Annotated in this window: 11 protein-coding genes; 10 read left to right on the forward strand and 1 reads right to left on the reverse strand. The window is 69.2% G+C overall.

Annotation, left to right across the window (positions count from 1 at the left end; genetic code table 11):
* Nucleotides 1-7 precede the first annotated feature (7 nt).
* From ACTWJ5_RS13185 to ACTWJ5_RS13195, 3 genes are all read left to right on the forward strand, one after another.
* Nucleotides 8-892, forward strand: coding sequence for a fumarylacetoacetate hydrolase family protein (locus ACTWJ5_RS13185; protein ID WP_444438933.1), 885 nt, complete (start codon nt 8-10; stop codon nt 890-892).
* Nucleotides 882-1,259: a nuclear transport factor 2 family protein gene (locus tag ACTWJ5_RS13190; protein WP_444438935.1), complete on the forward strand. Its 378-nt coding sequence runs from the start codon at nt 882-884 to the stop codon at nt 1,257-1,259. The genes ACTWJ5_RS13185 and ACTWJ5_RS13190 overlap by 11 nt, the downstream gene beginning before the upstream one ends.
* Nucleotides 1,260-1,349: 90 nt before the next feature.
* Complete coding sequence (locus ACTWJ5_RS13195; protein WP_444438937.1) at nt 1,350-2,702, forward strand: outer membrane beta-barrel protein; 1,353 nt, start codon at nt 1,350-1,352, stop codon at nt 2,700-2,702.
* 514 nt (nt 2,703-3,216) lie between these two features.
* Here ACTWJ5_RS13195 and ACTWJ5_RS13200 read toward each other — a convergent pair.
* On the reverse strand, nt 3,217-3,921 hold the full coding sequence (locus tag ACTWJ5_RS13200) for a GntR family transcriptional regulator (protein ID WP_074984069.1): 705 nt from the start codon (nt 3,919-3,921) through the stop codon (nt 3,217-3,219).
* Between the two features lie 172 nt (nt 3,922-4,093).
* On the opposite strand from ACTWJ5_RS13200, the gene ACTWJ5_RS13205 reads away from it, so the two are divergent.
* The 7 genes from ACTWJ5_RS13205 (at nt 4,094) to ACTWJ5_RS13235 (ending at nt 12,358) form a co-directional block, all read left to right on the forward strand.
* Complete coding sequence (locus ACTWJ5_RS13205; protein WP_116423964.1) at nt 4,094-4,927, forward strand: fumarylacetoacetate hydrolase family protein; 834 nt, start codon at nt 4,094-4,096, stop codon at nt 4,925-4,927.
* Nucleotides 4,928-5,002: 75 nt separating this feature from the next.
* Nucleotides 5,003-5,923: a VOC family protein gene (locus ACTWJ5_RS13210; RefSeq protein ID WP_253390223.1), complete on the forward strand. Its 921-nt coding sequence runs from the start codon at nt 5,003-5,005 to the stop codon at nt 5,921-5,923.
* A 106-nt stretch (nt 5,924-6,029) separates the two neighbouring features.
* Nucleotides 6,030-7,661 carry a bifunctional 3-(3-hydroxy-phenyl)propionate/3-hydroxycinnamic acid hydroxylase MhpA gene (mhpA, locus tag ACTWJ5_RS13215; protein ID WP_444438940.1) on the forward strand — a complete coding sequence of 544 codons (1,632 nt, stop codon included), beginning with the start codon at nt 6,030-6,032 and terminating at the stop codon, nt 7,659-7,661.
* 64 nt (nt 7,662-7,725) lie between these two features.
* The gene (locus ACTWJ5_RS13220; protein WP_253390225.1) at nt 7,726-9,078 is read left to right on the forward strand and encodes an outer membrane beta-barrel protein; all 1,353 of its coding nucleotides are present in this window, start codon (nt 7,726-7,728) and stop codon (nt 9,076-9,078) included.
* 30 nt (nt 9,079-9,108) lie between these two features.
* Entirely contained in the window at nt 9,109-10,353 is a 1,245-nt protein-coding gene (locus ACTWJ5_RS13225) for an MFS transporter (protein ID WP_253390226.1), read from the forward strand.
* Between the two features lie 229 nt (nt 10,354-10,582).
* Nucleotides 10,583-11,356 (forward strand): ABC transporter ATP-binding protein, encoded by a 774-nt coding sequence (locus tag ACTWJ5_RS13230; RefSeq protein ID WP_249919697.1) that lies wholly within the window; start codon nt 10,583-10,585, stop codon nt 11,354-11,356.
* A 42-nt stretch (nt 11,357-11,398) separates the two neighbouring features.
* A complete protein-coding gene (locus ACTWJ5_RS13235; RefSeq protein ID WP_116423959.1) occupies nt 11,399-12,358 on the forward strand; it encodes a quinone oxidoreductase family protein in 960 nt (319 codons plus the stop codon).
* Nucleotides 12,359-12,535 lie beyond the last annotated feature (177 nt).

The raw sequence follows: 12,535 nt of genomic DNA on the forward strand, positions 1-12,535 counted from the left end.
AACGACCATGAAACTCTGCACCTTCAAGACCCCCGGCGGCCTGGTGGGCGTCGGCATCGTCAACGGCGACGGCATCATCCGCATCGCCGACCACCTGTCCGCCGCGCCGCGCGACATGGCCGGGCTGATCGGCGAATGGCAGTTCTGGCAGGAGCCGCTGCAGCGCCTGGCGCAGATCCAGAAGGCCGACTTCGTCCTCGACGAAGTGACCCTCCTGGCCCCGCTGCCGCGCCCGGGCAAGATCCTCGGCATCGGCCTGAACTACGCCGACCACGTCGCCGAGTCGGGCATGGCCACGCCGGCCGACCAGCTGTGGTTCGCCATGATGAACACCGCGGCCAACGGCCCCTATGCGCCCATCGACCTGCCGCTGGTGTCGGAGCAGCTGGACTACGAGGCCGAGATGGTCTTCGTGATCGGCAAGCGCTGCCGCCACGTCAGCCGCGAGCAGGCTCGGGACGCGATCTTCGGCTACTGCGTGGGCAACGACGTGAGCGTGCGCGACTGGCAGCTGCGCACTTCGCAGTTCGTGCTCGGCAAGTCGTTCGACGGCCACGCGCCCTTCGGCCCCTGGCTGGTCACCCCGGACGAGGTGGGCAACCCGCACGAGCTGGGTATCCGCTGCTTCGTCAACGACGAGAAGCGCCAGGAGTCCAACACCCGCGAGCTGATCTTCGACTGCTACCAGCAGGTCGAGCACCTGTCCAAGGTGATGACCCTGGTGCCGGGCGACGTGATCTTCAGCGGCACCCCCGGCGGCGTCGGCGCGGGCTTCAAGCCGCCGCGCTGGCTGCGCGAGGGCGACCGGGTACGGGTGGAGATCGACGGCCTGGGCGCCATCGAGAACGTCGTCCGCGCCGAGCGCGCGGCGGGAGACGGCCATGCACGCTGAAGCCATCCGCGAGGAAATCCTGCGTCTGGAAAGCGAACGCTGCCGCGCCCTGGTGCAGCGCGACCTGCAAACCCTGGCGGCGCTGATGGACGACGCCCTGGTGCACGTCCACGCCACCGGCAAGGTGGACGACAAGGCGCAGTACCTGGAAATGGTCGCCAAACACATCGACTTCCTCCGCGTCGAGCGCAGCGACATGCGCGTGCGCGTGCTCGGCGACACCGCCATCGCCAGCGGCCGCCTGGAGCAGGCCATCGTCCTGCGCGAGAGCGGCGAGGAGCGGCTGATGAAGGCCTACACCACCCAGGTGTGGCTGCGCGGGGAGGGCGGCTGGCGGCAGTGCGCGTTCCAGGCCACCCACCTCTGACTGCGTGAATCCGCGGGCCGGCAACGGCCCGCGCCGGCAGGGACGCCGGGCCTCACCCCACTGACAGAACAACAACAAGAGTCCACTTCCATGAACAACATCCGGGTGAAAGCGCTGGGTGCGGTGCTGGCCGCCTTCGCGATAATCGACTGCCATGCCGAGCCGGCCGACGAACCCGCCGAAGGCACGCTGTTCCGCAGCCTGTTCGGCGACAGCCTGCAACGCGACTACGGCATCAGCGTCTCCAACCTGCTCGACATCGGCTACTCGCGCAACAACCGCTCGACCCACGATGAACGCCGCGCCGGCCTGAGCAACTTCCCCATCACCGGCATGTCCGACGAAGGCCTGGAACTGGGCAGCCTGCACCTGTTCGTCGACAAGGCCCTGCAGGGCACCTTCGTCCCGCGCATCACCCCCTTGCCCGGGCCCAGGCCCGAGGCCTTCTCCTTCGGTTTCACCTTCGAGGCCAACTACGGGCGCAACGCCCAGTTCGCCCGCACCTACGGCTGGGACATGGGCCTGCACCTGAACCAGAAGGACGCCGCCAAGGCGCAGAAGGACGAGGACCTGTTCCTGGCGCTGCCCAACTTCGCCGCCACCGCCTACCTGCCCTACGGCCCCGGCATCAGCCTGATGGCCGGGGTGTTCGGCCCGGCCCAGGGCTACGAGATCCCGCCCAACGTGCGCTTCGCCCGCAACCCCTTCGCCAGCAAGACCTACGCCTTCGTCAGCGAACCGGGCACCGTGGCCGGCGTGCTCGGCAGCGTGCGGTTGAAGAACGACGACAGCGGCATCCTCGGCCTGGAGCTGGGCGTGGTGCAGGGCTGGAACAACCTGCGCGACAACAACGACAGCAAGTCGCTGATGGGCGCGTTGCGCTGGCGCACGGCGGACATGAACACCTGGGTGGACTACGAATTCCTCGTCGGCGATGAACAGAACGACGGCTATTCCGACGTCCAGGCGCCGCCCTCGCGGGTGATCGCCGACAGCGGCCAGCTCAAGCAGCAGCACTCGCTCAACGGCTGGCACAAGTTCAACGACCAATGGTCCATGGGCGCCGAACTGGTCTACGGCCACCAGGCCGGCGACGGCAAGGCCAGCACCGTCGACGTGGTCACCGGCCCCGGCTTCGACGGCGCGCACTGGTGGGGCGCCAACGCCGTGGTCACCTGGCAGTTCCACCCGCGGGTGTCGCTGTCCGTGCGTGGCGAGCACTTCGAGGACCCGGACGGCTACGCGCTGTTCCCCACCAGCACCGCCCGCGGCAACTACAACGCGCTGACCACCGGCCTGCGCTGGGACCTGACCAGGAGCCTGGTGCTGCGCCCGGAAGTCCGCTACGACTGGTTCGACGCGCGGGACCACGACCGCCCCTACGGCAACGGCCGTGATCGCACGCGGCTGGGGACGATGGTCGAAGCGCTGTATTACTTCTGACGCGTTCCGTTGTCTTGCAGGCTGCGCCGAAGAGCTCTTCGTAGGATGGGTTGAGCTTGCGAAACCCATGCGGTCGTGACGATGGGTATCGCTTCGCTCAACCCATCCTACGGGACTGTAGGAGCGGGCCATGCCCGCGATTCGCGCGCATGGCGTGTTCCTTCTGCCAAACCCACCTCTGCTCCCTCTCCCTAACCCTCTCCCTGAAGGGAGAGGGGACCGTTGGGCAGGGGCGGATGTATAGGCGTTAGCCGGCAACTCCGAAATTTTCAGGCTGATGCCATGCCTCCTCTCGGCACGGACTAGCCCCCTCTCCCTTCAGGGAGAGGGCTGGGGAGAGGGGCTCTTTACGCCGGCTTGTACCGCCCCGCTCTTGCCAGCTGCACCGAAGCGCTTTTCGTAGGATGGGTTGAGCCTGCGAAACCCATGCGGCCGTGGCGATGGGTATCGCTTCGCTCAACGCCATCCTACGGGACGTTGTGCTTGGCGGTGGATGTAGGCGCGCCGCCTGGGCTCAACCCTTCAACGCCTCATGGGCCAGCACGCTGCGGGTGGTGGTCTCGTAGTGCTGCGCCAGCAGCGCGCAGGCCTTGTCCACGTCGCGCGCCAGGGCGGCGTCGAGCAGTTCGCGGTGCTCGCCGGGGACGTCGCGCTCGGCGCCGTCGTTGTAGTGCACCGAGAGCATGCGGTAGCGCGCGGTCTGGTCGCGCAGCATGTGCGACAGGCGCAGCAGCCAGGGCGAGCGGCAGTTGGCGATCAGCGCCTCGTGGAAGGCCACGTGGGCGTTCTCCCATTCCGGCTTCAGCAGCCGCTCCGGGCCTTCGACGATGGGCAGGCGGTCCAGGCGGTGGTGGGCGGCGATCAGCCGGCTTTCCCACTCCAGGTCGCCGTTGCGGATGGATTCGGCCAGGGCCTGGCACTCGATGAGCAGGCGGGTGTGGGTGATGTCGCGGATTTCCTCCGCGGAGATGCGCCCGACGCTGAAGCCCTTCTGGTCCTCGGCGCTGACGAAGCCGCTGGCGGCCAGGCGCGACAGCGCCTCGCGCAGGGGGATGACGCCGGCGTCGTAGTGCTCGGCCAGCTCCTTCAGGCGCAGGCGGCTGCCCGGCGCCAGGCGGCCGTTGATGATGTCTTCGCGGACCCGGGCCTCCAGTTGCGAGGCCATGGTGCGCTTCTCCGAGACTTCGGGCTGCTGTGCCCAGCGTTCGGCTCGGTTCATGGGCTTTACCACGGGTGATGACGGATGAGGCAGATGATACACACGGCGGCCTTTTATCGATAATTCTGAAAAAATATATTTTATCGTTGACGGCATATTTTCCTCGGATTAGCTTAGGGCCCATACCGCACTGCCTGGCGGTCGTCACGAACCACAACAAGAGGTCAGCTCCATGCGCTACGTTCGCTTCACTCACCAAGGCCGCCCGGTACTGGGCGTGCGTACTGCCGAAGGCGTCCGGGTTCTGGGCGAGGAATCGCTGGAATCGCTGCTGGAGCGCGGCGTGGACCTGGCCACCTACGGCGCCGAGGCGCAGGGGCCGCTGGTGGAGATCGGCGAGCAGGACTACCTGCCGCTGATGAAGAAGCCCGGCAAGATCGTCTGCGTCGGCCTGAACTACGCCGACCACACCAAGGAATCGCCCTACGCCCAGCCGGACTACCCGACGCTGTTCCCGCGCTTCAACAGCAGCCTCATCGCCCACAACAAGCCGCTGGTACGCCCGCGCGTCTCCGACACCCTGGACTACGAGGGCGAGATGGCCGTGGTGCTCAAGAGCGGCGGCCGGCACATTGCCAAGGAGCAGGCGCTGCAGCACGTGGCCGGCTATGCGCTGTTCAACGAGGGCTCGGTGCGCGAGTACCAGTTCAAGTCGCCGCAGTGGACCGTGGGCAAGAACTTCGACGACACCGGCGCCTTCGGCCCGGACCTGGTGACCGCCGACGAACTGCCGGCCGGCGGCAAGGGCCTGCTGTTGCAGACCCGCGTCAACGGCAAGGTGGTGCAATCGGCCAACACCGAGGACATGCTGTTCGACGTGGCCACCATCATCTCCACCCTCAGCGAGGCGGTGACCCTCGAAGCCGGTGACGTGATCGTCAGCGGCACCCCGGCCGGCGTCGGCTTCGGCATGGACCCGAAGGTCTACCTGAAGGCCGGCGACGTGGTGGAAGTGTCCATCGAAGGCATCGGCACCCTGGTCAACCCGGTGCTGGACGAAGCCTGACCCCGGGCATTCCCGGCCAGATCGAAGCCTCCCGCTCCGAGGCTTCGACGACAAGAACAACAAACGGAGGCGATCATGACTGTCACTCCCCGCAGTGTGCATTCGATCGATCATTACGCGCTGTTCGTGCCCTCGCTGGCCGAGGCGCGGACCTTCTTCGCCAGCTTCGGCCTGGAAGTCGGCGAAACCGCGGACGCCCTGGAACTGCGCGCCGCCGACGGCCACCGCTGGGCGCGGATGCTGCAGGGTCCGCGCAAGAGCCTGGCCTACCTGAGCTTCAACTGCTTCGCCGAGGACTACGAAGCCCTGCGCCAGCAGGCCGAGGTCGCCGGCGCGCGCTTCGAGGCCGGCGACGGCGAGGGCTTCTGGTTCCGCGATCCCGACGGCAACCTGCTGCAGGTCAGGGTCGGCGCCAAGCACATGCCCGACAGCAAGCGCGCCGCGGCGCCGGCGCAGCCCGCCGTGCGTGGCGTCGGCACCCGCGACGAAGTGGCCCGGGTACGCCCGCGGCGGCTGTCCCACGTGCTGCTGTTCAGCCCCGACGTGCCCCAGGCGGTCACCTTCTACGAGCGGGCCCTGGGCCTGCGCCTGTCCGACCATTCCCAGGACATCATCGCCTTCACCCACGCCCCCCACGGCTGCGACCACCACCTGGTGGCCTTCTGCAAGAGCGGCGCCAAGGGCTTCCACCACGCCGCCTGGGAAGTCGACGGCGTCGACGAGGTCGGCAACGGCGCCGAGCAGATGGCCAGCGCCGGCTATCGCGAGGGCTGGGGCACCGGGCGGCACTGCCTGGGCTCCAACTACTTCCACTACGTCCGCGACCCCTGGGGCTCGTTCTGCGAGTACTCGGCGGACATGGACTTCATCGACGCCGGCAGCCAGTGGCCGGCCGGCGACTTCCCGCCCGAGAACTCGCTGTACCTCTGGGGCCCCAGCGTCCCCGAGTACTTCGTCGTCAACACCGAGACGGACAGCGCGCCGGCCAGAAGCTAGCGCCCCCCAGCGACGCAGGCCGCTCCCTGGTCCCGAACACTTTCCTGCCGCGCAGGGAGGCGGGGAGCGGCTTGCCCAAAACCCACCCGGTTTCAGGTCAGCACAGATGAACGAAAACAAGATCCATGACGTGGCCATCGTCGGCTACGGCCCGGTCGGCCAGACCCTCGCCATCCTCCTCGGCAAGATGGGCTACAGCGTCGCCGTGTACGAGCGCTGGCAGTCCCTCTACCCGCTGCCGCGCGCGGTGTTCCACGACCACGAGATCCGCCGCGTATTCCGCATGATGGGCCTGGAGGAGGAGCTGCAAGAGATTTCCCAGCCCTCGGCCTGCTACCAGTGGTTCAACGCCGACTGGAAGGTGCTGGTGGAAATCGACTGGTCGGCTGAGTCGATCAGCGACGGCCCCTTCGGCTACCTGTTCAACCAGCCGGGCCTGGAGGCCATCCTCGACCGCCGGGCCAAGGCCATCGCCAACGTCGAGGTCCACCAGGGCTGGGAAGTGCTGGGGCTGAGCCAGGACGAGCAGGGCTGCGAGCTGCGCATGCAACGCACCCAGCGCGGCGACGCGGCGCAGGCTGCCGAACAGCGCACCGTGCGCGCCCGCTACGTGATCGGCGCCGACGGCGCCAACAGCGTGGTGCGCCGCGAGTGCGGCATCGACTGGCAGGACCTGGGCTTCCAGGAAGACTGGCTGGTGGTCGACCTGCAACCCAACCCCGGCGTCGAGCTGGACGTGCCGGACATCGGCCAGTGGTGCAACCCGGCGCGGCCGACCACCATGGTCCCCGGCGGCCCCGGCTACCGCCGCTGGGAGTTCATGCGCCTGCCCCACGAGAGCATCGAGGACCTGCAGAGCACCGAGAAGGTCTGGGAACTGCTGGCGCCCTGGGTCACCCCGGACACCGCCAGCCTGGTGCGCCACGCCGTGTACCAGTTCCGTTCGCGCATCGCCCAGACCTGGCGCCACTGCCGCGTGCTGCTGGCCGGCGACGCCGCGCACCTGATGCCGCCGTTCATGGGCCAGGGCATGTGCTCGGGCATCCGCGACGCCTGGAACCTGTCCTGGCGCCTGGACCTGGTCTTGCGCGGCATCTGCTCCGACAAGCTGCTGGACAGCTACACCCTGGAGCGCAAGCCGCAGATCCGCGCGGTGATCAATGCCTCGGTGGAAATGGGCAAGGTGGTCTGCGTGGCCGACCCGCAGAAGGCCGCCGAGCGCGACGCCGCCTTCCTTTCCGGCCAGGTGCCGCCGCTGCCGCCGTTCCCCGGCCTGGTCGACGGCGTGGTGCACAAGGACGAGCGCAACGGCCGTGCCCTGGGCCCGGCCGGCTGCCTGGGCGTGCATGGCGAAATCGAGCGCGACGAACACCGCCAGCGCTACGACGACGCCTTCGGCCGCGGCTTCCACCTGCTGAGCATCGGCGACGACCCGCTGGCCGGGCTGGACGAGGCGCACAAGGCGCTGCTCGAACGGCTGGAGGTGAAGACCGTGCTCCTGAGCGAGGACGGCGCGCCGGGCACCTGCCGCGACCTCTCCGGCAAGTACCACCAGTTCCTCCGCGCCGCCGGGCTGCAGGCCGTGCTGGTGCGCCCGGACTTCTACATCTACGGCGGCATCGGCCACGCCAGCGAACTGCCGCAACTGCTCGACGCGCTGCGCCGCGACCTGGCGCTGCCGCAGGGCCAGGGCGGCGCGCTGCGCGAGGAGCGCCGGCCGCTCGCCGCCCAGGTCTAGGCCCCTTCTGCCGCGGGGCACTCCCCGCGGCACCCCTCTGAAAACAACAACAAGAGACAGAAGCATGCTCAACATCAAGGTGAAAACGCTTGGTGCGGTCCTGGCCGCCCTGGCATTCGTGGAATGTCATGCCGCCGAGGCGCCGGCGCCGGGGGAGGGCGCTCTGTTCAAGGGCCTCTTCGGCGACAGCCTGGAGCGCGACTACGGCATCACGGTTTCCGGCCTGCTGGACATCGCCTACGCGCGCAACAACCGCTCCACCCACGACGAGCGCGAGGACGGCCTGAGCAACCTGCCGCTCACCGGCATGTCCGACGAGGGCCTGGAGTGGGGCAGCCTGCACCTGTTCGTCGACAAGGCGCTCAAGGGCACCTTCGTGCCGCGCATCACCCCGTTGCCGGGGCCCAAGCCGGAGGACTTCGCCTTCGGTTTCACCTTCGAGGCCAACTACGGGCGCAACGCCCAGTTCGCCCGGACCTTCGGCTGGGACATGCACTGGAACATGAACGAGGACGACGCCGCCAAGGCGCAGAAGGACAAGGACCGCTTCCTCGCCGTTCCCAACATCGCCGCCACCGCCTACGTGCCCTACGGCCCGGGCTTCAACTTCATGGCCGGGGTGTTCGGCCCGGCGCTGGGCTACGAGATCCCGCCGAACATCCGCCAGGCGCGCAACCCCTTCGCCAGCAAGACCTACGCCTTCGTCAGCGAGCCGGGCACCGTCTCCGGGGTGCTGGTCGGCACCCGCCTGCTCAACGACGACAGCGGCATCCTCGGCCTGGAGCTGGGCGTGGTGCAGGGCTGGAACAACCTGCGCGACAACAACGACGGCAAGTCGCTGATGGGCGCCCTGCGCTGGCGCACGGCGGACATGAACACCTGGCTCGACTACGAGTTCATCGTCGGCGACGAGCAGAACGACAGCTTCTCCGACGTCCAGGCGCCGACCTCGCGGCTGGTCGCCGACAGCGGCCAGCTCAAGCAGCAGCACTCGCTCAACGGCTGGCACAGGTTCGACGAGCGCTGGTCCATGGGCGCCGAGCTGGTCTACGGCCACCAGGCCGGCGACGGCAAGGCCTCCACCGTCGACGTGGTCACCGGCCCCGGCTTCGACGGCGCCCGCTGGTGGGGCGCCAACGCGGTGGTCACCTACCAGTACCGCCCGGACCTGTCCTTCTCCCTGCGCGGCGAGCATTTCAGCGACCCGGACGGCTTCATCCTGTTCCCCACCAGCACCGCCCGCGGCGACTACAACGCCCTCACCACCGGCCTGCGCTGGGACGTGACCGGCAACCTCTCGCTGCGCCCGGAAGTCCGCTACGACTGGTTCGACCCCCGCGACCACGACCGCCCCTATGGCAACGGCCGCGACCGCTCGCAACTCTCCACCATGGTCGAAGCGCTGTTCTACTTCTGACCGCCCGCCAACGTCCCGAGTACCCATGCCATGCACAACAACGACAACAAGTGGAATGCGCGCTACGAATACACGGCCGTCGCCATGCTCGCCCTGGGCTTCGGCCTGGTCGGCCTGGACCGCTTCATCATCCTGCCGCTGTTCCCGGTGATGATGAGCGAGCTGCACCTGGACTATCAGGACCTGGGCAACATCTCGGCGATCCTCGCCATCGCCTGGGGGATTTCCTCCATCTTCATGGGCCGCCTGTCCGACCGCATCGGCCGGCGCAAGGTGCTGATCCCCGCGGTGCTGCTGTTCTCCCTGCTGGCCGGGCTGTCCGGGCTGGCCAACGGCGTCGCCGCGCTGCTGCTGATCCGCGCGGTGATGGGCGTCTCCGAGGGCGCCTTCACGCCCACCGCCATCGCCGCCACCGCGGAGTCTTCGCACCCGTCGCGGCGCGGGCTGAACATCGGCATCCAGCAGGCCTTCTTCCCGATCCTCGGCCTGGGCCTGGCGCCGATCCTCGCCACCCAGCTGCTGCTGGTGCTGCCGTCCTGGCGCTGGGTGTTCGTGGTGGTGTCGCTGCCCGGCTTCCTGCTCGCCTGGTTCATGTACCGCAACCTGCGCGAGACCCGCGCGCCGGCGGCCGCCGAGGCGTCCCAGGAACAGGGGCGCTGGTTGGACGCGCTGCGCTACCGCAACGTGCCGCTGAACATCCTCGGCATGTTCTGCATGCTCACCAGCCTGTTCGTGCTCAGCGTGATGATGCCCAACTACCTCACCGACTACCTGCACCTGGAGCTGCAGCAGATGGGCTTCGTCATGTCCGCCATAGGCCTGGGCGGCTTCATCGGCCAGCTGCTGCTGCCGGGGCTGTCCGACCGCCTGGGGCGCAAGCCGGTGGTGTTGGGCAGCTTCGTCGCCACCGGTGCCTGCATCTGGCTGCTGATGCACACCGGGGCCGAGCCGCTGACGCTGTTCGCGCTGCTGTTCCTCACCACCTTCTTCAACTTCAGCATGATCTGCATGACCGTCGGCCCGCTCACCGGCGAATCGGTGCCGCTGCCCCTGGTGTCCACCGCCACCGGCCTGGTGGTGGGCGTCGGCGAAGTGTTCGGCGGCGGCGTGGCGCCGGCGCTGGCCGGCTACATCGCCCAGCACCACGGCATCCAGTACACCCTCTACCTGGCCCTGGGCGGCGTGGTGCTCGGCCTTGCCGCCGCCAGCCTGCTGCGCGAAACCGCGCCGCTGCGGCGCAAGGCGCCGGTCGGGCAGGCCGGAGACGTGGCCTGAAGCCGCAAGCCGGCAACGCCGACAGGACGTCGGCAGGGTGGAGCCGGGCCGACCGTCCCGGCTTCGCCCGCGTCATGCGCGGGATGCGCATGCCATCGCCGGCGCTACCCGCGCCGGCCGATGTTCCTTCCCTCGCGCAGGGCCCGGGCGGCGCCGGTCACGAGCCGGCGCCGCCCGGTGCCACCTGATGTAGTATCGGCGTTCCCCCGCCCGCGACGACGAACCCTTCATGATCGACATCCACAACGTCACCGCCTTCCAGCAGCAGACCCGCGTGCTCGACGGCTTTTCCCTGCACATCGGCGATGGCGAGAAGGTCGCCATCCTCGGCCCCAACGGCGCCGGCAAGAGCACGCTGCTCAAGCTGATCAGCCGCGAGCTGTACCCGGTGGAGCGCGAGGGCAGCCACCTGCGGCTGTTCGGCAGCGACACCGTCAACCTCTGGGACCTGCGCAGCCGCATCGGCTTCATCTCCCAGGACCTGCAGGACGACTACACGCCCTACACCCAGGCCCTGGACGTGGTGGTCTCCGGCTTCTTCGGCTCGATCGGCGCCCACGGCCACCTGCAGCCCAGCGACGAGCAGCTGGAGCAGGCCCGCGCGCTGCTGGCGGTGGTGGAGATGGCCGGCCACGAGCGGACCATGTTCCAGCGCCTGTCCACCGGGCAGAAGCGCCGCCTGCTGCTGGCCCGCGCGCTGGTCCACCGGCCGCGCGCGCTGATCCTCGACGAGCCGGCCAACGGCCTGGACATGGGCGCCAGCCTGGGCATGCTCAAGCTGCTGCGGCGCTTCTGCGGCGAGGCGCACGCCATGATCATCACCACCCACCACATCGACGAGGTCATCCCCGAGATCGAGCGCGTGGTGCTGCTGGACAGGGGTCGCGTCGTCGCCGACGGGCCCAAGGCCGAGGTGCTGACCAGCGCCCGGCTGTCCGACCTCTACCAGACCGAGCTGCGCATCGACGAGCAGGACGGCTGGTACCGCTGCTGGCACGCCTGAAGCCGGCATCCCGATTCCTCTGAGCCACCGGAGTAGAACCCCATGAAAGCCGCCATCGTCCATGCCTTCGACCAGCCGCCGCGCTACGGCGAGTTCGAGGCGCAGCCAGCCGCCGCCGGCGAGGTGCTGGTGCGCGTGCGCGCCGCCGCGCTCAGCCAACTGGTGCGCGCCCAGGCCAGCGGCAAGCACTACAGCAGCCCCCGGAGCCTGCCGGCGGTGCCCGGCGTCGACGGCGTGGGCCTGCTGGAAGACGGCACCCGCGTGTACTTCGCCTTCCCCCGCGCGCCCCACGGCGCCATGGCCGAGACCGTGGCGGTGGACGCGCGCTATTGCGTGGCGGTGCCCGACGGCATCGACGACATCACCGCCGCGGCCATCGCCAACCCCGGCATGTCGTCCTGGGCGGCGCTGCAGGAACGCGCGCACTTCAAGCCCGGCGAAAGCGTGCTGGTCAACGGCGCCGCCGGCACCTCCGGGCGCCTGGCCATCCAGGTGGCCAGGCACCTGGGCGCCTCGCGGGTGATCGCCACCGCGCGCAACCCGGCGGTGGAGGCGGAGCTGCGCGCCCTGGGCGCGGACCACTTCATCCGCCTGGACCAGCCGGCCGAGCAGCTGACCGCCGAGCTGCGCGAGGAAATCCAGGGCCGCGGCATCGACGTGGTGCTGGACTACCTGTGGGGCCCGCCGGCGGCCTGCATCCTCGACGCCGCGGCCAGCCACGGCAGCGGCGAGGCCTCGCCGCGCCTGCGCTTCGTCAACATCGGCTCGCTCGCCGGGGCGAGCCTGCCGCTGAACGCCGGCGCGCTGCGCAGCTCCGGCCTGGAGCTGCTCGGCAGCGGCCTGGGCAGCGTGTCCAACGAAGGCCTGGTGCGGGTGATCGGGCAACTGCTGCGGGCCATCGAGCCGGCCGGGCTGAAGGTGGACGCCGAGGCGGTGCCGCTGAGCGAGGTCGAGTCGGCCTGGCAGCGCAGCGCCGCCGAGCGCATCGTCTTCACCCTGTGAGCCGATACGGCTGAGGAGGCGCAACGATGCCAGGGTCAATGGCCCGCACAGGGCAGCGCGCCGCCCTGTGCCGGACTTCCAGCGGGTGCCACGAGGCGTTGCCCGGCAAACTTCCGTCGTATTGCCCGCAGGCCCGCGGGCATCGAGAATGCTGCCTTCCGAGCCAGAGGTGAGCGG

Origin of the sequence: Pseudomonas sp. A6, assembly GCF_052367875.1 — a bacterium.
GTDB classification, from domain to species: Bacteria; Pseudomonadota; Gammaproteobacteria; order Pseudomonadales; family Pseudomonadaceae; genus Pseudomonas; species Pseudomonas citronellolis.

What these genes read in the sequence shown, in the direction of transcription:
- ACTWJ5_RS13185 (WP_444438933.1), top strand. Translation starts at nt 8, where the DNA reads ATGAAACTCTGCACCTTCAAGACCCCCGGCGGCCTGGTGGGCGTCGGC.
- ACTWJ5_RS13190 (WP_444438935.1), top strand. Translation starts at nt 882, where the DNA reads ATGCACGCTGAAGCCATCCGCGAGGAAATCCTGCGTCTGGAAAGCGAA.
- ACTWJ5_RS13195 (WP_444438937.1), top strand. Translation starts at nt 1,350, where the DNA reads ATGAACAACATCCGGGTGAAAGCGCTGGGTGCGGTGCTGGCCGCCTTC.
- ACTWJ5_RS13200 (WP_074984069.1), bottom strand. Translation starts at nt 3,921, where the DNA reads ATGAACCGAGCCGAACGCTGGGCACAGCAGCCCGAAGTCTCGGAGAAG.
- ACTWJ5_RS13205 (WP_116423964.1), top strand. Translation starts at nt 4,094, where the DNA reads ATGCGCTACGTTCGCTTCACTCACCAAGGCCGCCCGGTACTGGGCGTG.
- ACTWJ5_RS13210 (WP_253390223.1), top strand. Translation starts at nt 5,003, where the DNA reads ATGACTGTCACTCCCCGCAGTGTGCATTCGATCGATCATTACGCGCTG.
- mhpA (WP_444438940.1), top strand. Translation starts at nt 6,030, where the DNA reads ATGAACGAAAACAAGATCCATGACGTGGCCATCGTCGGCTACGGCCCG.
- ACTWJ5_RS13220 (WP_253390225.1), top strand. Translation starts at nt 7,726, where the DNA reads ATGCTCAACATCAAGGTGAAAACGCTTGGTGCGGTCCTGGCCGCCCTG.
- ACTWJ5_RS13225 (WP_253390226.1), top strand. Translation starts at nt 9,109, where the DNA reads ATGCACAACAACGACAACAAGTGGAATGCGCGCTACGAATACACGGCC.
- ACTWJ5_RS13230 (WP_249919697.1), top strand. Translation starts at nt 10,583, where the DNA reads ATGATCGACATCCACAACGTCACCGCCTTCCAGCAGCAGACCCGCGTG.
- ACTWJ5_RS13235 (WP_116423959.1), top strand. Translation starts at nt 11,399, where the DNA reads ATGAAAGCCGCCATCGTCCATGCCTTCGACCAGCCGCCGCGCTACGGC.